17 protein-coding genes and 1 riboswitch are annotated in these 20,208 nt (G+C 41.6%); of the genes, 15 read left to right on the forward strand and 2 right to left on the reverse strand.

All coding sequences use genetic code 11. The features are described 5' to 3' along the window. Positions 1-158 precede the first annotated feature (158 nt). Positions 159-245, forward strand: a riboswitch (cyclic di-GMP riboswitch). Between the two features lie 119 nt (positions 246-364). The 8 genes from MHI27_RS05350 (at position 365) to MHI27_RS05385 (ending at position 10,019) form a co-directional block, all read left to right on the forward strand. Continuing rightward, positions 365-2,599 carry an EAL domain-containing protein gene (locus MHI27_RS05350; RefSeq protein WP_405175766.1) on the forward strand — a complete coding sequence of 745 codons (2,235 nt, stop codon included), beginning with the start codon at positions 365-367 and terminating at the stop codon, positions 2,597-2,599. 12 nt (positions 2,600-2,611) lie between these two features. After that, complete coding sequence (locus MHI27_RS05355; protein WP_341061263.1) at positions 2,612-4,330, forward strand: methyl-accepting chemotaxis protein; 1,719 nt, start codon at positions 2,612-2,614, stop codon at positions 4,328-4,330. 278 nt (positions 4,331-4,608) lie between these two features. Beyond that, positions 4,609-5,586, forward strand: a complete 978-nt coding sequence (locus MHI27_RS05360; RefSeq protein ID WP_076283964.1) for a ring-cleaving dioxygenase — start codon at positions 4,609-4,611, stop codon at positions 5,584-5,586. A gap of 17 nt (positions 5,587-5,603) precedes the next feature. Further along, the gene (locus tag MHI27_RS05365; protein WP_405175767.1) at positions 5,604-6,209 is read left to right on the forward strand and encodes a flavin reductase family protein; all 606 of its coding nucleotides are present in this window, start codon (positions 5,604-5,606) and stop codon (positions 6,207-6,209) included. 165 nt (positions 6,210-6,374) lie between these two features. Next, positions 6,375-6,950, forward strand: coding sequence for a TetR/AcrR family transcriptional regulator (locus MHI27_RS05370; protein WP_339245446.1), 576 nt, complete (start codon positions 6,375-6,377; stop codon positions 6,948-6,950). 68 nt (positions 6,951-7,018) lie between these two features. Continuing rightward, entirely contained in the window at positions 7,019-7,888 is an 870-nt protein-coding gene (locus tag MHI27_RS05375) for an NAD(P)-dependent oxidoreductase (RefSeq protein WP_405175768.1), read from the forward strand. Positions 7,889-7,958: 70 nt separating this feature from the next. After that, positions 7,959-9,011, forward strand: coding sequence for an LLM class flavin-dependent oxidoreductase (locus MHI27_RS05380; RefSeq protein WP_076283968.1), 1,053 nt, complete (start codon positions 7,959-7,961; stop codon positions 9,009-9,011). A 39-nt stretch (positions 9,012-9,050) separates the two neighbouring features. After that, positions 9,051-10,019, forward strand: coding sequence for an alpha/beta hydrolase (locus MHI27_RS05385; RefSeq protein ID WP_405175769.1), 969 nt, complete (start codon positions 9,051-9,053; stop codon positions 10,017-10,019). A 197-nt stretch (positions 10,020-10,216) separates the two neighbouring features. On the opposite strand, the gene MHI27_RS05390 is transcribed toward MHI27_RS05385, so the two are convergent. Beyond that, the gene (locus MHI27_RS05390) at positions 10,217-10,756 is read right to left on the reverse strand and encodes an NADPH-dependent FMN reductase (protein WP_405175770.1); all 540 of its coding nucleotides are present in this window, start codon (positions 10,754-10,756) and stop codon (positions 10,217-10,219) included. Between the two features lie 280 nt (positions 10,757-11,036). Between MHI27_RS05390 and MHI27_RS05395 the strand changes: the two genes are divergently transcribed. The 3 genes from MHI27_RS05395 (at position 11,037) to MHI27_RS05405 (ending at position 14,869) form a co-directional block, all read left to right on the forward strand. Beyond that, a complete protein-coding gene (locus MHI27_RS05395) occupies positions 11,037-11,489 on the forward strand; it encodes a MarR family winged helix-turn-helix transcriptional regulator (RefSeq protein ID WP_042185346.1) in 453 nt (150 codons plus the stop codon). Positions 11,490-11,500: 11 nt separating this feature from the next. Next, complete coding sequence (locus tag MHI27_RS05400; protein ID WP_405175771.1) at positions 11,501-12,712, forward strand: MFS transporter; 1,212 nt, start codon at positions 11,501-11,503, stop codon at positions 12,710-12,712. Between the two features lie 387 nt (positions 12,713-13,099). Further along, complete coding sequence (locus MHI27_RS05405) at positions 13,100-14,869, forward strand: M3 family oligoendopeptidase (protein WP_405175772.1); 1,770 nt, start codon at positions 13,100-13,102, stop codon at positions 14,867-14,869. On the opposite strand, the gene MHI27_RS05410 is transcribed toward MHI27_RS05405, so the two are convergent. Next, positions 14,866-16,446, reverse strand: coding sequence for a bifunctional metallophosphatase/5'-nucleotidase (locus MHI27_RS05410; RefSeq protein WP_405175773.1), 1,581 nt, complete (start codon positions 16,444-16,446; stop codon positions 14,866-14,868). The genes MHI27_RS05405 and MHI27_RS05410 overlap by 4 nt on opposite strands. A gap of 173 nt (positions 16,447-16,619) precedes the next feature. Here MHI27_RS05410 and MHI27_RS05415 point away from each other — a divergent pair, with 173 nt between their 5' ends. From MHI27_RS05415 to phnE (MHI27_RS05430), 4 genes are all read left to right on the forward strand, one after another. Further along, positions 16,620-17,597, forward strand: a complete 978-nt coding sequence (locus MHI27_RS05415) for a phosphate/phosphite/phosphonate ABC transporter substrate-binding protein (protein WP_076283973.1) — start codon at positions 16,620-16,622, stop codon at positions 17,595-17,597. A 129-nt stretch (positions 17,598-17,726) separates the two neighbouring features. Beyond that, entirely contained in the window at positions 17,727-18,509 is a 783-nt protein-coding gene (phnC, locus tag MHI27_RS05420; RefSeq protein WP_149646544.1) for a phosphonate ABC transporter ATP-binding protein, read from the forward strand. A gap of 1 nt (position 18,510) precedes the next feature. After that, positions 18,511-19,302, forward strand: a complete 792-nt coding sequence (phnE, locus tag MHI27_RS05425; protein ID WP_042185358.1) for a phosphonate ABC transporter, permease protein PhnE — start codon at positions 18,511-18,513, stop codon at positions 19,300-19,302. Beyond that, a complete protein-coding gene (phnE, locus tag MHI27_RS05430; protein WP_042185360.1) occupies positions 19,299-20,102 on the forward strand; it encodes a phosphonate ABC transporter, permease protein PhnE in 804 nt (267 codons plus the stop codon). The genes phnE (MHI27_RS05425) and phnE (MHI27_RS05430) overlap by 4 nt, the downstream gene beginning before the upstream one ends. The last annotated feature ends 106 nt before the right edge of the window (positions 20,103-20,208 follow it).

Raw genomic sequence — 20,208 nt, forward strand, 5'->3', positions numbered from 1 at the left:
TTCGCAGAATTGTTGCTTTACATTAATAAATATTATATTAAAGTTAACAATGATATTTGTGAAAATTTTCCCATGGAAAAATTAAAATTCACTATGGAAATAGGTCTTTTGGAAGCAACCTATTATTAATAGAGTATTTATGACTAATAATAGTGAAAACAGAATATTGGTAAACCTATTGAAAAGTAGGGACACAAAGCCATAGGGTCTAAATCTACATATAGATATGACAGCCGGTTGCATGCAGTTGGAGTTTCTTGATCTTATTTTTTGATGCATATGCAGCCGTTATCATTCTGATAGCGGCTTTTTTTAATTCGTTTTCTAATAAAAACGTAATAAATCGGAAAAAGGATGATAGTACATGGATCAAACACAACCACTGAGAGTATGGAGAATGATAGGCCTCGTCATAATGGCAACGTTGATATTTTGGGGGTGCTCTTACTATTTCATAAAATGGACTGCTAACTCTTATGAGCAAGAAGCGGTTGCTGCTACATCAGAAGCTACGATACATGCGAGTAGATCGATTGGAAATATGATACAGGGTGGATTAGATTCATTAGATGGAATTGCTGATTCTATTTCGGAAATAAATTATATGGATTGGGATAAGACCAAAAAATATCTGCATCACTTTGATAAAAAATATAATTTTATTCGAATTAGCATCAACAGCCCAGATGGTAAAGCTTACGCATCAGATGGGACAATGTTTGATGTATCAGATGAAGTAGGGTTCCAAAAGGCTCTGCAGGGTATTAGCAGTATTTCTGATCCATTCTTAGATAAGATCTCCAATAAAGAAATTATCACGATCAATAGTCCACTTAAGTTTAAAGGTGAAGTGAAGGGTGCTTTATCTGCCAGCAAATATACACAGGATCTTTATGATGCTCTTGCAGTTTCCTTCTTTAAAGGTCATGGTTATTCTCAAATCATTGATCAAAAGGGACAAGTCATTATCAAATCGAAGAATCTCGAAGAGGATAAGTCCATTGATAACATATTCGAAAGTATAAGTATTGATTCTAGAAATAAGAAACAACTGCAAAACTTTAAAGAGAACATAACCGCGAAAAAATCTGGAGTAGGAATATTTTGGATTAACGGAGATAGCAAAATGGTTGGTTATTCTGGCATCCAGGGGGTTGAGGACTGGTATATTCTCTCCGTGATACCGAAAGATGTGATCATGGCCAAAGCGTCTCAAATGAGTCAGGCGACTTTTCTATTATGTGTAATCATGTTTGTCTTATTATTGATCATATTTGTTAACATTCTATTAAATAAGAGCAAAATTAGGAAACAGATGGAGAGAATTGCCTTTGAGGATGAGTTAACACATCTTTCTAGAACGAATAAATTTGTTATAGATGCTCAGTATTTACTTAAAGAGAAACCGAATACAAAGTTTGCTGTGTTGCAATTTGATATTGAACAATTTAAATACATAAATGAAATTGTCGGTTTTCATGAAGGAAATAGCATTTTGATTCAAGTGGCTAATAGCTTAACAGCAAACACATTAGACGAGGATGTCATTGGACGCTTAGGGGGTGATCGTTTTATTCTTTTCACTTCGTATGACAATAAGGCGGAATTATTCATCCGTATACAAGTACTTACTGAACAAATGAGCGACTATACGTTTGGAAATGAAGAAGGTTTTAGGCTAGTGATTAATTGTGGAATTTACTGTATAGATGATCGTCAGAGCGATATCCTCACATGTATTGACCGAGCAGGAATCGCTTGTAAGTCCATTAAAGGTGGATACAAGAGCTCATGCACTTTCTTTGACGAACAATTGCTATTGCAGATACACGAAGAGCAAGACATCGTAAGAAAGATGGATGCTGCCATGACAAATGGTGAATTTAAAGTATATTTACAACCGAAAATGGATCTGCGAGTGAACAGTTTTCATGGCGCTGAGGCATTGATTCGATGGAATGATCCTCAGAAGGGACTTATATCTCCTGCAGTATTTATCCCTATATTTGAGAGGAATCGCTTTATCGTGAAATTAGATTTAATGGTGTTTAAATCAGTATGTATCATGTTGAGTAAATGGATCCAGGAAGGAATCCAGCCACTTCCGATTTCAGTGAATATATCGCTTATAACCCTATACCATAATGATTTCCTGCTCCATTTGACGAATATTATTAACAGATACCAGGTACCTGCTAGATTGATAGAGTTAGAGCTAACCGAGTCTATTGTATTCCAAAATTTAGAGTTTGTTAGAGATATTTTGTTGGAGTTGAAACGTAAAGGATTTTCCATAGCTATCGATGATTTTGGGACAGGTTATAGTTCCTTAAATGTATTGCAATATTTCCCTGCTGATGTCATTAAGTTAGACAGGGCTTTTCTGATGAGTAAGTCAAATGATGAGACAGGGAAGATAGTAATTGCCAGTATGGTCAAGCTAGCTAGGGATTTAAATATGAAAGTTGTGGCAGAGGGAGTTGAGACAGAGGCGCAAATTGATTTTTTGAAACAAATAGATTGTGAAATCGCTCAAGGTTATTATTTCGCGAAACCAATGCCAGTAGCAGAATATGAAAGCTTAATTAAAAGTACATAGGGAGTGCAAAGCATGAGGAAAATGAGAAATTGGACTATCGTAGGCAAAATTACTGTTACAAATTCAATATTATTGTTGGGTGCTCTGATCATTGCGATCGTTGGTAGTGTGTATTTCAGCAATATGTATGCGAACTCTAGAAGTATGTATAAGAACGATCTTACGTCAGTTTATGCACTTGGGAAATTCGAATCTAATAATCATGAAATAGTAACCTTAACGAATAAGATGATCGCTAGTCATGATCCAAGCGAACTTCAAGAGAGTTATCAGAAAGTTGTTGAGCTTCAAGCTGAAAACAATGAAATCTTGAATAAGTATGAAGAAACACGTTCCCTCCCAAACGAAAAGGAGATTTATGCTGAAGTTTTATCATTAACGAAACAGTATAGGCAAATTCAGCTTCCAATGCTTGAACAGATGCTAAATACCCCTACATATGATCCTGCTGAAGATATCATCTCTGATCTTGAAGCGTTAAATATGAAACGAAATGAAGACCTTGGAAAATTAGTTGAAATGAACTTAGGAAGTGCCCAATATGCAGATGTTCAGAATAAGAAGCTATTTCAAAAAGGACTTACGGTCAATATCATTGTTGCTTTTCTCGTTATCCTGATTTCAATCGGTTCATATTTGTCCTTGAGAAGATATTTCTCACGAGCAGTAACCATTATCCTGAACTTTTCAGAGGCGTTTGGTCGAGGAGATCTGACTCAAAGAGCTAAGTTTGATGCTGAAGATGAATTTGGTCGAATCGTGAAGTCGCTTAATCATTCGGCAGAGCAAGTACAAACCATCGTAACTAGTGCTTCTTCTTCAGCACAAGAGTTAGGTGCACTTAGCGAAGAATTATCTGCAACAGTTGAGGAAGTAAATGCTACAATGGATCAAATTTATAATTCCTCGCAAGAGGTTGCTTCTGGAAGTGAATCTTTAAGTGCTACAACAGAAGAAGTAAATGCAACAGTACAAGAGATTATCTCCAATGCAGATCTGCTAAGTGATAAGGCGGGAGTCGCACTAAATACCTCCGAAGAAATTCTGGTACAGGCAGCTTCCGCGAAGGAAAAGGCTGTAGCATCGATTCAATATGCGACAAGTTTGTATGCTGAGAAACAGAATTCCATTATGCACGCGATCGAGGCAGGGAAAGTTGTTAATGAAGTAAGAGAGATAGCTGGGTACATTTCAGAGATTGCAGCCCAAACGAATCTATTGTCCTTGAATGCTTCCATTGAAGCAGCAAGAGCTGGGGATGAGGGAAGAGGATTCGCTGTAGTTGCTAATGAAGTACGCAAACTTGCTCTACAGTCGGAGGAGTCGGTGGGGAAGATTCAGAAAATGACACTGCTAGTGGAAGATGCTTTTGAGAATGTGTCCTTTCAATCACAAGCGCTGCTGGATTTTATCGATTCGACGGTGATAAGTGATTATGAGAGTTTCGAGCAAGTAAGTATGCAATATAAAAATGATGCCGATATGTTTCATGAGATCACAGGTGAAATGGTATCTTCAATGCACGGACTGAAGCTATCAATGGCAGAGGTAGATCAAGCGATGACGAATGTTGCCGCAGTATCTCAACAGTCTGCGGACAATGTAAGTGGCATTCGAAATCACATTTCAGATACATTACAAGCGTTTGAAGATGTGGCTGCTTCTTCTGAGCACCAGGCGAATATTGCGGAAATGATGAATGAGACGGTTGGTAAATTTGTGATCGAGTAAGCACCAAAACAAAACAGCCTTGTTCAGGATATCTATTTACATACTGAACAAGGCTGTTATCTTTTATAGTGTTTTGTTGACAACAACAAAGGAGTGTGTTAAATTTATCTTAAGTTAAAGATAATTAATGTAAAGATAATTTGTGAGATACATGTAATCGAATGTTGGAAAGATATTTTTTTTTGGTGGATATCTTAACATTAAGATAATTCAATTAATCTTTCTTGATCTAGGGAATTATATTACAAAATCAAACTAAACTTTAGGAGTGTATAATCATGAGAAATTTAAAAGGGATTCACCACGTAACAGCCATCACAAGCAGCGCAGAGAAAAACTACGAGTTTTTTACTTACGTATTGGGAATGCGTCTAGTGAAGAAAACCGTCAATCAAGACGATATCCAAACGTATCACTTGTTTTTTGCAGATGATAAGGGCAGTGCCGGAACGGATATGACGTTCTTTGACTTCCCTAACATTCCTAAAGGTGTTCACGGAACCAATGAGATCGCCAAGACATCCTTCCGAGTACCAACGGATGCTGCATTAGACTACTGGATAAAGCGTTTTGATCGCCTGGATGTGAAGCATACCGGAATTAAAGAGCAGTTTGGCAAAAAGACTTTATCCTTCGTAGATTTTGATGACCAGCAATATCAACTTATCTCCGATGAATTTAATGAAGGGGTCTCATCAGGTACACCATGGCAAAAAGGACCAATTCCTTTAGAGTTTGCGATCACTGGTTTGGGACCGATCTTTGTACGTATAGCTGACTTCAGCTATTTTAAAGAAATGTTGGAAAGAGTCATGCTGTTTAAAGAAATCGGACAGGAAGAGGTTTATCATTTGTTTGAAGTCGGCGAAGGCGGAAACGGGGCGCAAATTATTGTTGAGCATAACGAGGACTTACCGAATTCGCGTCAAGGCTTTGGTACGGTTCACCATGCGGCTTTCCGAGTAGAAGACCGTGCGATGCTGGATGAGTGGACTAAGCATTTTGAAGACTTTGGGTTCCGTACCTCAGGTTATGTGGATCGTCATTTCTTCGAGTCGCTGTATACACGTGTTGCTCCACAAATCCTGTTTGAGCTTGCAACAGATGGACCTGGATTTATGGGAGACGAGGAATACGAAACGGTTGGAGAAAAGCTTTCATTGCCACCATTCTTGGAACCTAAACGTGAGCAAATTGAGAAGTTAGTACGCCCTATTGATACCGTTAGAAGCACGATCGATTTCGTGAAAGAGTGAAGAAGGAGCTGGGGAGATTGATTTCGATTGATCCGAAGCAAAATAGTGAGCGGGAAAATTATAAGTTATTAATTGGTACTGTTATTCCTAGGCCCATTGCTTTTGTCACTACACAATCAGAAGATGGCATTTTGAACGGTGCGCCGTTTAGCTATTTTAATATCGTCTCGTCTAATCCTCCGATGGTTTCACTGTCTATTCAAAGATCAGCGGGACGATTAAAAGATACAGCCCGTAATATCTATAACAATCATCAGTTTGTTGTGCATATTGTAGATGATGAGAATGTTGGAAAAATCAATCAAACCGCTGCCTCATTGCCAAGAGCAGAAAGTGAAATTGAACTTGCCAATCTTACACCGGTCCCAAGTAAAAATATAGCTGTACCTGGTGTATTGGAAGCAAAGGTTCGAATGGAATGTAAGCTTGTACAAGCGATACCTCTAGGAGCAGAAGAACCTGGGAGTGATTTGTTCATCGGCGAAATTGTTCAGTTTCATATCGATGAATCGATTTATCAGGAGGGGCGGATTGACCCTAGAGCCTTAAATGCAGTAAGTCGTTTAGCGGGAGCTAATTACGCTACGATTGGTGAGATTTTTGAAATTGAGAGACCGGAATAATAAACTAAGACCTGTTCGTAAGCGATGAAGCCTACCGAACAGGTCTTTTTGTGGGCTAATTATAGTTCATCAGCTATGCCAAGCAAACCGTAAGGTTTTCTCTCGAAGTTTATCTGGACTGATCGTTCCAGATATGTTATATTGCCATTACAGGAGGTGTTACTCATGGCAAGGACAAGAGAGTTTAACGAGGATCAAGCACTACATCAAGCGATGCTGTTGTTTTGGAAAAAGGGTTATGAGGCAACAAGCATACCGGACTTGCTGCAGGTTATGGGCATTAGCCGATCTAGTCTTTACGATACTTTTTCTGACAAGCAAACGTTGTACATTGCCGCACTGGAACATTACAAAAAGGTAAGCTTCAATAGACAGGTCATTCTTGAACAGGCGTCAAGCGTTAGAGCAGGGATTCAACAATTTTTTGAGCAACATATTACTTCAGCGTACGATACGAGCCTACCCGGCGGGTGTTTTGTAACGAATGCAGCTACAACACTAGAGTCGCGGGATGAAAAAATAAATGAATTGATAAAGACTAGTTTTTTGAATTTAGAACAGGCTTTTTGCGAGCTTTTGGAAAAAGGCCGACAATCAGGCGAACTTGATAAAACCACTGATGTCAAAGCGTGGTCTTATTTATTGCTGAATTTACATCAAAGCATAAATATTATGGCAAAAGCAGATCAAGATCAGCAACGTGCCAAAGAGATGATAAGCTTTGTAATTGCAGGAATATAAATTTTTTTGGTTATTCTGGAACGATCGTTCCGTTATTGTAAATCATCCTTAATGCGGAGAAGAGACTTATGAAAATATCATTTATCGGGCTTGGGAAAATGGGCTTTCCAATGGCCCAAAATTTGTTGAAAGCTGGTAATGAATTAATCGTTTTTAATCGTACTCGCGAAAAAGCGCAACCCCTAATAGATCAGGGAGCGCATTATGCCGAGACACCTTTGGAGGCAGCACAAAAGAGCGATATGGTCATAACCATGCTTTCTGACGATGCTGCTTTGGAGGAGATTGTTGAGGGTCCGAATGGAATTTTGAATGGATTATCAGAAAAAGGAATTCACATATCTGCCAGTACGATCAGTGTAGATCTGGCTCGGGAATTATCCGCGGCGCATGCGGAGAGAAAGCAATACTTTGTGTCTGCCACAGTGCTGGGGCGTCCGGATGCCGCTAAAGCAGCTAAATTGCGCATCATTTTGGCAGGTCCGGAGCAAGCCAGACAACAGTTAATTCCTGTTTTAGAACAATTAGGTCAGGAAATATTCGAGATTGGGGATTATAGCGAAGAAGGAAATGTTGTGAAAATAGGCGTAAACTTTTTAATTGCTTCTATGCTGGAAGCTTTATCAGAAACGCAGCTGATGGTAGGAAAGTATGGCATAGAGCCAGCCCGTTTTATGGATGTGGTGAATGCTCTTTTTCAATCTCCCTTATATCAGAACTATGGGGCGATAATGACAGAACAGCGGTTTGAACCAGCTGGTTTTAAAATGAAGCTAGGGCTGAAGGATGTTGCACTGGCTATAGAGGCAGCGCAGTCCGTCCAAGCTCCTCTACCTTTGGGCCAACTTATCCATCATCATTTATCTGAAGGAATAGCCCATGGTTATGGTGAGATGGATTGGACAGCTTTAATCCGTTGTCTAGAGCATTCTTCTTAAAAAAATAGGGTTGCCCCAAATATCTGTTGGTTGTAGTGCAGGAGAAAAATTAAAAGAGGTGTGATAAATCATGGAAATAGGTGTTACTTCGTTCGTAGAAACAAAGCCTGATATTGAGACTGGAATTGTGATGAGTCATGCACAGCGATTACGAGAAGTAGTCGAAGAAATCGTCCTTGCGGATCGGGTGGGACTTGATGTTTTTGGTATCGGTGAGCATCATCGTGAAGATTATGCAGCTTCTTCACCAGCAATCGTGTTGTCCGCTGCTGCGTCCTTGACTAAACGGATTCGCCTGGCTAGTGCTGTGACGGTCCTTTCATCTGCTGATCCTGTACGTGTGTTTCAGGATTTTGCTATGCTTGACGGCATCTCCAATGGACGTGCCGAGATTATAGCGGGCAGGGGTTCATTCGTTGAATCCTTTCCGTTGTTTGGTTATGGCTTACATGACTATGAGGAGCTATTCAATGAAAATATCGAACTGCTTATGAAAATACGGGGTTCCGAGAAAGTAACTTGGAAGGGAGGCCATCGGCCAGCAATTCATAATTTGGGCGTATACCCGCGGCCCGTCCAAAGCTCTTTACCAATATGGATTGGCAGCGGAGGTACGCAAAGCTCTGCCGTTCGTGCAGGACTTTTGGGTCTGCCATTGATGTTGGCGATCATTGGCGGGAATCCAATGAATTTTGCTCCGCTTGTAGAGCTGTACAAGAAGGCGGCGGCCCGCGCTGGACATGATGTATCGCAGCTTCAGGTGGGATCTCATTCGATTGGATTCGTCGCAGAAGATACGGAACGGGCAGCAGATATCTTTTTTCCATCTACCCAGTACGGCATGAACAAGCTCGGCAAAGAACGAGGATGGTCGTATTATGACCGTTCCAGCTATGATGCGGCCCGAAGCTTTGATGGCGCATTGTACGTTGGAGATCCAGAAACAGTTGCTCAGAAGATCATTCATCTACGGAAGCATGTAGGTATTACACGCTTTATGATGTATGTTCCACTAAGCACGATGCCACATGAGCAGGTGTTGCGGGCTATAGAACTGCTCGGAACGGAGGTTGCTCCACGAGTACGAGAGGAAATTGCCAAGTGGGAAGCTGAGAAGGAATAGGAATTATACAAGCAATCATTATTGTATTGGAGGATTTTCATGAGTATCGATAAACGTATACTACCAGAATTAAGAGAGGCATATTCACAATTTCCAGGGTTTCAATTGGAAGAGAATTTAGAGTGGAGCAGAAGTTTAGTGTCGGCTCCGTCACTGAAGAGGTCAGAGCATGTAAACACAACCAGTCGAAAAATTCCGGGTGTTGCAGGGGAGATACTGATAAAAATTTATGAACCTGCTGGGCGAAATGCTGACAAGCTTCCAGCTATGCTGTGGATTCACGGGGGCGGATACGTGTTAGGACATCCTGATATGGACGACGAGTTGTGTGAACGCTTTGTTCAGACGGCTAGATGTGTTGTCGTGTCGGTTGATTATAGGCTGGCACCCGAGCACCCCTATCCAGCTGCAATCGAAGATTGTTATGCTGGCTTAGTATGGATGACGGAGGAAGCGGAATCACTTGGCATTGATGAGAATCGGGTTGCGATTGCTGGTGCAAGCGGTGGCGGCGGGCTGACAGCAGCACTTGCGCTGATGGCACGAGATAAAGGTGGACCCTCCATTATCTTTCAGATGCCGTTGTACCCAATGCTCGACAACCGTAACATTACGCCATCAAGCCATGAGATTACGGGAGAAGGTGCAATCTGGAACCGGACGGACAACTTAACGGCTTGGAACATGTACCTGGGCGAGGAGAACGATGCCAGCAGGATATCTTCCTATGCGGTACCAACGAGAGCGGAGAATTTAGCTGGACTGCCACCAACCTATACCTGTGTAGGTCAGCTTGATCTATTCCGAGATGAGACGATCGAATATGTAACACGACTTGCGCAAGCAGGTGTAGATATCGAATTTAACCTGTATCCCGGATGTTTTCATCTTTTCGAAATATTCGTTCCAGAAGCGGAAGTGAGTCAGCGCGCCGTTCAGAGCTATATGGATGCGATGGCCCGGGCACTTCACCCCAAACACTCTCCATCCCCAAGCGAGAGCTGTTAATAATGCAAGCACAAACCATATGATCATTGCTCCTTATTGTAGATTGAAATCCTCGCCGATTATGCGAGAAAAGATTCTATACAAGGTGGTCATTTCATCACACACAAAAAATACACCCTTAGAATAGACCGGACAAACCATAGGTTTATCAATGTCTATTCCAAGAGGTGTATTTCATAATATTAAAGCGGGTGATCTTAACGAAGCGTCTTGAGCGCACCGCTCCAAGCCAATACTTGATCAAGCATGCCATTTACATTGGTCAGGTGAAGATCCGCTGGTTTGAACACAGAACCGTTCTCGAAATCAGTGAACAGGGACAGGGCTGGATGTACACGAACATCTGCTACAGACAGTTCTCCCAAGATTCCACGTAAATGCTCAGCTGCACGAGCGCCACCTACAGAACCATAACTCACGATACCCGCTGCTTTGTTGTTCCAAGCTTCACGTGCGTAATCGAGTGCATTTTTCAGTGATGCGGAAATACTGTGGTTGTATTCTTGAACGATAAATACGAAACCGTCTAACGTAGCAAGCTTTGTATTCCAAGCAGTTGCTTGTTCAGTAGCATCAACTTCTCCCATTAGTGGAAGTTTGAAGTCCGCGATATCTACGATCTCATAATTAGCATCTCCACGTGCATCTGCTACCTTTTTAACCCAGTCCCCTACTTGTGGGCTTAAACGACCTTGACGAGTACTTCCCAGAATGATTCCGATGTTTAATTTAGACATTGTTTGTTCCTCCTCGATTTTTGTTCTACCAAATAGTTTGTCTAGAAATCCCATGAATTACACAACCTTCAAATAAATAATATTAAGCGTGTTACGCTCTAGTTGTCTTTAAGTTAAGTATCTTTAACATGAGATAATAATACCGTGTTTAGTTTACTTTGTCAAGCAACTTAATAATAGTTAGTTTATAATTTTGTCTCACCTTTACAAATTTAGTTGTCTAGAATATAATTGTTTAAGCAACTATTAAAAAGAAGATGAAATGAGAAGAGGGCTGATCATGACGACAAAGCATAACCAATCCGAACTTACGTTAGGATTTATGATGGGAACGACCTATCGTAAATTAAGCGCGTTATTCCAAAATGGGCTAAAGGAATATGATATTACACCTGAGCAATGGTCAGTGCTTTTTCAAGTCGACAGAACGGAAGGGCTGATTCAGAAGGATATCGCGAAGCGTTCGGGTAAGGATAAACCAACTACGACACGAATTCTGGATCACTTGGAGGGAAAAGGATTGGTCTATAAAAGAACCGGGGAGAATGATCGGCGTTCTTTTAAGGTTTATATTACGGAAAAAGGAAGAGCTCTGATTAAGGAGACCTTTCCTATTGAGGATCAAGTCACAGATGAGATTATGAACTGTATTTCCAGTGATGAATATGAGCTGCTCATGGGGTTGCTGCTAAGAATAAACAATCATATTGATCAAATAAATGATGGAGAGTAGGAACGTAAGTTATGCCAGAACAACAAGAACTACGTACGAAACTATGGACCAAGTCTTTTATTGCTTTAACGTTTAGTGCTTTATTTTTATTTATGAATTTACAGATGCTGCTATCTTCATTTCCGTCTTATGTTAAAAGTGAATTTCAAGCCGGAGATATTATGGTCAGCTTGGTTACAAGTGTATTTGCGCTAACTGCGATTGCTTCACGTTTTATGACTGCTTTTCTGATGCGGAGGGTTAGCCGCAATGTACTACTATATATTGGTTTAGCTATCGCGGCCGCCATAACCGGTCTTTATGTGGTAGCAGACTCAATCGGGTCACTATTGCTGATGCGGGTAGGCTATGGGATTGGGTTCGGGATTGCCAGCACGATTATTCCCACGATTGTTTCACAGATTATTCCTAGCAAAAGAATGGGTGAAGGGATCGGCTATTTCGGCTTATCAACCAGTCTTGCAATGTCCATTGGTCCTATGATTGGTTTGAACGTAATGAAGCAATTGGGGTTCGGAACACTGGCGATGATCGGAACATTCACCTTGCTTCTTGCCTTTCCAGTCTTATTGTTCTCACGTTCACTTCCAGCTGTACCGAAAAAACAGCCTATTGAGCGATCCATTGCACCATCCAAACCACTCAAGGTTCCTTTTAATACAAAGTTAGTATTGCCTGCAATACTGAATGTCTTACTCGCGATCACTTATGGTGGATTGCTTAGCTTTATCGCTTTGTTCGGCGAAGCGGTATATTTAGAGCAAGTGGGTTTGTTCTTTTTATTTAACGCGATAACAATCATTATTATTAGACCTATCTCCGGCAGATTATTTGATAAAAGAGGTCCGGCTGCTGTTCTGATTCCAGCAGCGGTTTGTGTCGTCGCGAGCTTAACAGTGCTCTCGTATACAACATCCATGCCCATGCTCATTATATCCGCATTGCTCTATGGACTCGGCTTTGGAGCTATTCAGCCAACTATACAGGCATGGATGCTTCGGACGTCTACACCTGCACAGTATGGCATGGCGAACAGTATGTTTTATAACTCAACAGATTTAGGGGTAGCCAGTGGGGCCATTATTCTTGGGGCAATCTCGGCGGCATCCGATTATGGGATGATGTATCGTTATTCTGCTGGGTTCATGGTGCTGTTCCTTATGATATATATTGGGATTCAGATTACTAAGGCCAGAAATAACCCTTCAGCTTTAAGCCAATAAGGGATGATTTCAGATTAAGCTAATCTTTAGGTACTATTCATATCGTTTTAAGCTAAGGGGGTTATAGTAATCACATAACCCCCTTAAATATAGACCTTGACCCTGCCGGACGTTGGCAGGGTCCTTTTTTTGTTGATGAAGAGGACAGAGATCTGTAGATTAAGCCAATCTTTATCTACTATTCATATTCTTTTAAGCTAAGAGGGTTATAGTAATCACATAACCCCCTTATAATATAGACCTTGACCCTGCCATACGTTGGCAGGGTCCTTTTTTTTATGTTCTTGCGCCATCCCGAAAACATAGGTAGTATACAGATTTTATCCACTAAGGACGGTATAATGAAGAAATCAGGGATGGCCAAAGAAGTAGAGGAGAGGTTCACAAATGAATATGACATGGAATCTGGATAGCTTATATCCTTCCTTTGAGTCAGAGAAGTTAAAAGGCGATCGTGAGCTACTCGGTCAACTTATTATAGATTTAAAAGCCTGGGCTGAGGGCAATCTAAAGCTTGAGGGTGTTTCCGTCGCAGCGATCGAGGACTTTCTAAGGCTCTACAACGATTATAAAAGCGTATATGTATGTTTATTAGCCTATGCAGAGTTAACGCTTAGCGCAGACAGCAGTTCTGAGGAAGCCATGAATCTTGCTGATGATATTGAACATTTGAGCTCAGAGATTGCTGGGGTAGTTGCGGGTTTTAAACGATGGATTAGCACTTGTGTACACATAGATGAGCTTATCGTTAGCTCAACTTATCTTCTGAAACATCAATTTTATTTAAAGGAGCTTCTTCTGCAATCCCGTTATGTGTTAAATGAGGAAGTGGAAGTTGCGATTGCCAGAATGCAGAGCACGGGTTCCAAAGCGTGGGGAAGGCTCTACATGGAGAGCGTATCGAGTACACTTGCAGATGTGGTAGTACATGGGGAAACTAAGAAAGTAACGCTTGCGGAACTAAGGAGTATGGCCTATGAGAATAACGCTACATTAAGAAAAGCGGCTTATGAAGCCGAGGCTGAAGCTTGTAGTCGTATTGCTGGGGTTTGTGCAGCTTGCATGAATGGAATAAGTGGTGAGGCGCTAACGATTTATGGCATGCGTGGATATCAATCTTCTCTGGAAAAGGTGTTAGTGGCATCGCGAATGGACAGTGAAACTTTATCGGCAATGCTCGCCGCTCTTCAGGAGAGTTTGCCAGCTTTTCATACCTATTATCAAAAGAAAGCCGAACTGCTGGGACATTCCACAAAGCTGCCTTTTTACGATATTTTTGCACCGATTGGCGAAGAAAGTGTAAAAATCTCTTACGAAGATGCTCAAAAAACAATTGTCTCTAGCTTCGGAACCTTTAGCGAGGAATTGGCCAATTTAGCTCAAAAGGCTTTTGATCAGCAATGGATTGATGCAGAACCTAGAGCGGGTAAGGGTGGATATGGGCTCTGCATTGATATTTTTCCGATAGGCGAGAGCAGAATCATGACACAGTTCACTGGAAATGCTATAGATATTAGTATTCTTGCCCATGAGCTCGGCCATGCATATCATAGCTCCTGTCTGGGAAAAGAAACGATGCTGAACACAGATTATCCGATACCGATTGCCGAAACGGCTTCGATCTTTTGCGAGACGATCGTAAATCAGGCACTACTCACTAGTTCGACCAAGAAGGAAACGCAGCTTCTATTGGAGAGAAGTATTTCCGATGCGGGGTATTATCTTGTAGACTTCTATGCCCGTTATTTATTTGAGCTTAAACTATATGAGAGAAGAACCTCGGGTCCGCTTCCTGTTCAAGAGCTGAACGAACTGATGATTGCTTGTATGGTGGAAGCTTACGGTGAGAGCATTGATCCTGATACGATCCATCCTTACATGTGGATGAACAAGGCCGGATATTTTATGGCTGGTTATGAATTTATGAACTTCCCGTATTCTTTCGGACTGTTATTCGCTAAAGGACTCTACGCAGAATATTTAAAAAAGGGCGAGGAGTTCGTCGCCCGGTATCGTCAGTTCCTTAGTGCTACCAGCAAGCATAATATTGCAGATGTAGCAAAGTTTATGGATATTGATGTACACTCCATTGATTTTTGGAGAGGTGCTTTAATGCTGATTGAAACCGATATTGAGGCATTCATCAGTACGACCTAAACAACTCTCCAGTTGTGATCACAGGTAGCTTCAATTTGGCCGCGTTTTTCAATGTAATTCGTGACAATTTCAGACATGTCGATCAGTACTTCTTTGACAATCGGCTTGCCCTTATACATCTCATAATCTCCACCGCCGCTTGCTCTATAGTTGTTCATAACAACATCATATTCCTTAGAGTCCTCTACAGGCTGCCCACGATGCAGCAGATGGAGGACTCTTTTGCCTACAGGTTTATTGATATGAAGCTCGTAGTGGATGCCTTCCCACATATCATAATTGTAATGTTGCGATTTAGGTTCTACATAAGCAGGGTTAACAATTACATTTCCCTCTAGATCCTTTTGAAAATAGTTGGCGGTTTGTTCCAGTGCCTCTTTTATATCTTGTCCGGTCAGTCTTAGCACAGTTAGCGTGTTAGGATAAATGAAGTTGGAAAGAATATCTCTCCGAGTAATGGTGTTACTGAAGCCCTTGCAATCGTTGCTAAGTAAAGCTGCTGTCGAGATCTCTACACCTGTAGCCTCCATTTGTACCTTATTCATGAATTCTATAAAGGGATGGTCAGCCAATCGGCATTCATCTGCACTAGAAATAGAAAGGTCACCGATAACTGTACCTATTCTCTCATCCAACCAGGCTTCTGTTTCTGATTCAAGCGTGCTGCTAAGCTCTAGAATTGTATCATCTACAGCGGTCTTGTCGTCTACAGCAAGGAGTTCGGCTTGTTTACTCTTAATCTTCCAACGTTCGTTTTCTTTTTGAAAGACTACTGAAATCTTACCGAGGGAATGTCCATTACAACCAGGCTGTATGATCGTCACACCATTTAGCTCACTAGCTATGAAGCGATGCTGATGTCCGGTAATTAATACATCTAAGCCTTCAACCTCTGTGCACATTGCATAGGCTTGATTCTCTCCAGTTAGTCTCTCTACAGGTTCACCACTAAGGAGGTCGCGCTCGAACCCGCCATGATATGCTACAACGAGTAAATCGGGCTGTTCTTCTTCTCTAATAGTGGCACACCAAAGCTTTACAGTCTCTAACGAATCCTTAAATTGAAGTCCTTCTATATGGACAGGATTCTCCCAGTGGGGAATGTAATGTGTGGTAACTCCTAGAATGGCTACTTTGATTTTTTTGTCTACCCATTTGATGATATAGGGTCTACCAAATGCAGGTTTACATGTCGCGCGATCTATAATTCCAGCAGATAACCAAGGAAATTTGGAATCCTGAATGGCTTTATTAAGCAGTGGCTTACCAAAATTAAATTCATGGTTGCCAATAATTGCAGCGTCATATTTCAATTCATTCAATGCAGCTATGCCTGGATTTAGTTTGTCACTGTACTGTGTGGCTGCATAATAAGTTAGCGGTGTACCTTGAATAAGATCACCGTTATCGAGAAGTATTAGCTCTGGACAATGGGATCTTTCTTGTTTAATAAGGCTAGCAATGGTTGCTAAGCCTTTTTGTCGTTTCTCACCCGTGCGGTAATCAATGGGCCCTAAATGCCCATGTAGATCACTTGTTATGAGGATTTCGCAGGTTAAGGTGTTGTCTTTATTCATGGGTAGCCTCCTACGGATAATAAGTTCAGACCTCATTCTATCAGATAATTTGGAAATTTTAAGAGATTAAAATAAATTTTACATATATTTAATAGTTAGAGGCCTTAGATTTAATACAAAATATTTATAGTCTAGAAGTACTAAAAAAAAAGAGAACAGTGGAGGTCTTTCGTTTGAGAAAAATAAGTAAATTCGTATTGCCGCTAATGATGTCTATTACTTTGCTTAGTGGTTGTGGTGCTAACAATACTACCAATACTGCAAACCAAGGATCGACGGATGGAGCAAATGCACCGAAGGAAACGGCAGCTCCTGTAGCAGAGGGTTATGTTCCAGAGAAGCTCACAGTACAATTTGTCCCTTCTCAAAATGCGGATACGCTCGAAGCTAAGGCGAAACCTCTTGAAAAATTACTGGGTGATAAACTCGGTATTCCTGTAGAAGTAAGTGTCTCTACTGATTACAACACTGTTATCGAAGCTATGGCTTCCAAAAAAGTAGATTTAGGTTTCCTTCCTCCAACAGCTTACGTATTGGCAAAAGAAAAAGGAGCTGCTGAAGTTATTCTTCAAGCTCAACGTTTTGGTGTAAATGATGAAACGGGTGCTCCGACAGATGAATTGGCTGACTTCTATAAATCTATGATTATCGTTAAGAAAGATTCTGCGATCCAATCCGTTGCCGATTTGAAAGGCAAAAAAATCGCTTATCAAAACGTTACATCCTCAGCAGGTTTTGTATGGCCGGCTGCAACACTAATGGATGCAGGACTTGATCCGTTGAAGGATGTACAAGCTATCACGGTTAAGGGACATGACCAAGGCGTACTTGCTGTACTGAACGGTGATGTAGATGCCGCAGCTATTTTCCAGGATGCACGTAATATAGTCGTTAAGGATTATCCGAAAGTATTTGAAGATACTCGTGTTCTCGCCTTTACTGATAAAATCCCTAACGACACGATTTCGGTCCGTTCAGATATGAATAAGGAATGGATTGAGAAGATTCAGCAGGCGTTTATTGATATCGCTGCTGACAAAGAAGGACATGAGATTATCAAAGATATTTACTCGCATGAAGGTTATGTGAAGTCACAAGATAGCAACTTTGACATTGTTCGTGAATACAACAATAAAGTAAAAACAGAGTAGTTCAGGCCGTTCAAGGATACAACGATGTTGGTGTATAACAGGAACTAAGGATAGCCAGCTCCGGATTCCCCCCCGGACTGGCTATCTCTTTTATACGAATATACGAAAACACAAAAAGGAATGATTTTCATGATAGAGCTTCGTAATGTGTCCAAGACGTATCTAAACGGAACCAAAGGCTTAAACAACATTAACCTGACTATTCCAGCTGGAGAATTTGTAGCTATTGTTGGTCTTTCGGGTGCTGGAAAGTCAACCCTGCTACGTTCCATTAACCGGCTTCATGATATTTCAGAAGGCGATATTCTTATAAATGGGCAATCCATCACGAAGGCAAAGGGGAGCCAGCTCCGAATGATCCGTAGAAATATCGGAATGATCTTCCAAAGCTTCAACTTGGTGAAACGTACGACTGTGCTTCGTAATGTATTGGCAGGGCGGGTCGGCTATCATTCCACAATACGGACGATAATTGGCAAATTCCCACAGAAGGATATTGATTTAGCCTTTGAGTCTCTCGATCGGGTCAATATTGCTGAGAAGGCCTACACACGTGCAGATCAACTATCTGGAGGTCAGCAGCAGCGCGTGGCTATTGCTCGTGTTCTTGCGCAGGAGGCGCAAATTATCCTTGCAGATGAACCTGTCGCTTCACTGGATCCACTGACGACCAAGCAGGTTATGGATGATTTGAAAAAGATTAATATGGAGCTTGGGATTACGACCATCGTCAATTTGCATTTTATCGACCTCGCTAGAGAATATGCCACTCGGATTATTGGGCTCCGGGCAGGAGAAGTGGTCTTCGATGGTCCTGTATCCGAGGCAACCGATGAGAAATTTGCTGAGATTTACGGCAGACCGATTCATCAGGATGAGTTGTTAGGTGAGCCTGTAAGCGGAGGCATGTGATATGAGTGTGAATGCAGAGAAGCTACATCCCAAACCGCCAAGGAAGATAAAGCATTATTTTACAGCCATTATATTAGTAGTATTACTGTGGAGAAGTGCGGTCTTGACCGATTCATCCATTGGAGAGCTGATCTCCGGTCTGCCAAATATGCTGGATCTGCTTAAGGAAATGTTCCCTCCAAACTGGGGGTATTTTGACAATATTATAGATGCGATGCTGGAGACGATCCGGATGGCATTGGTCGGTACAACGTTTGGTGCCATTCTGGCGGTTCCCATTGCCTTGCTGTGTGCAAGCAATATTACGCAAAGCCGATGGCTTCATTATCCGGTACGTATGCTGCTGAATTTGATCCGCACAATTCCCGATCTACTGCTGGCTTCTATTTTTGTCGCCATTTTTGGCCTCGGTGCGCTTCCGGGAATATTTGCTTTGACGGTATTTTCGCTAGGGCTGATCGCCAAGCTTACCTATGAATCGTTGGAGACGATTGAACAGGGACCTTTGGAAGCAATGACTTCAGTCGGAGCGAATAAGACGCAACGAATTATGTTCGGCGTCATTCCGCAGGTACAGGCTCATTTCATGTCTTATGTGTTGTATGCCTTTGAGATTAATGTCCGTGCTGCAGCAGTTTTAGGTTTGGTAGGTGCGGGTGGAATCGGCCATTACTATGAAGTGACATTAGGCTTTTTAGAATACGATAAGACTTGCACCATCATCTTGTTCACATTAGCAGTAGTCTTGATTATTGATTATGTAAGCACTAAGCTGCGGGAGAAATTAATATGAGTAAATCATGGAATACCCTAGTACCCAAACCTCGTAAAAATCGTTTCCGATGGCTGATTTATGTAGCATTAGCGGCAGTGTACATCTGGGCTTTTTCGGGAGTGCCGTTTAATGGATTTAAAGAAACCGCTGGGATCATTACTAAGGCCATCTTTGCCGGGATATTCTCTCCTGACTGGGCCTTCGTTTATTTACCAGATGGGGAGGATCTGCTTCGAGGATTACTTGAGACGTTAGCTATTTCAATTTTAGGGACTTTTATCTCGACCTTCATATGTATCCCCTTTGCTTTTTGGGCTGCGGTCAACATGAGCAAGGGAAAGGCGATTTCGGGTTCCGGCAAGCTAATATTAAGCTTTATACGGACATTCCCTGAGATCATTATGGCTTTGCTGTTCATCAAGGCTGTTGGGCCGGGTTCATTTGCGGGTGTACTGGCTCTAGGACTGCATTCCGTTGGCATGCTCGGCAAATTGTTCGCGGATGAGATTGAGAATATTGATAACGGTCCACTCGAAGCCTTAATCTCTTCTGGTGCCAGCCGCATGCAGGTGTTATGGTTTGCTGTTGTGCCGCAGGTATTGCCAGGCTTTCTATCTTACACTTTATACAGATTCGAAATTAACGTTCGCTCAGCTACGATTCTGGGTGTGATTGGAGCAGGCGGAATTGGCACACCGTTAATCTTCGCCCTCAGTTCACGGAATTGGGACCGTGTTGGAATTATCCTGCTAGGTATCATTGCGATGATTACGATTATTGATCTGATTTCCGGCATGATTCGGAAGAAGCTAGTGTAACAGAATCGCATAATTACATGTTAGACAAAGACCTCCTTAGGGTATGAAGCGAGCCTATGGGGGTCTTTTTATGATTAGCGTACTATTCGGAAAAGCTATATAGAAG

Source organism: Paenibacillus sp. FSL H8-0261 (assembly GCF_045040645.1).
Taxonomy (GTDB): Bacteria; Bacillota; Bacilli; order Paenibacillales; family Paenibacillaceae; genus Paenibacillus_AQ.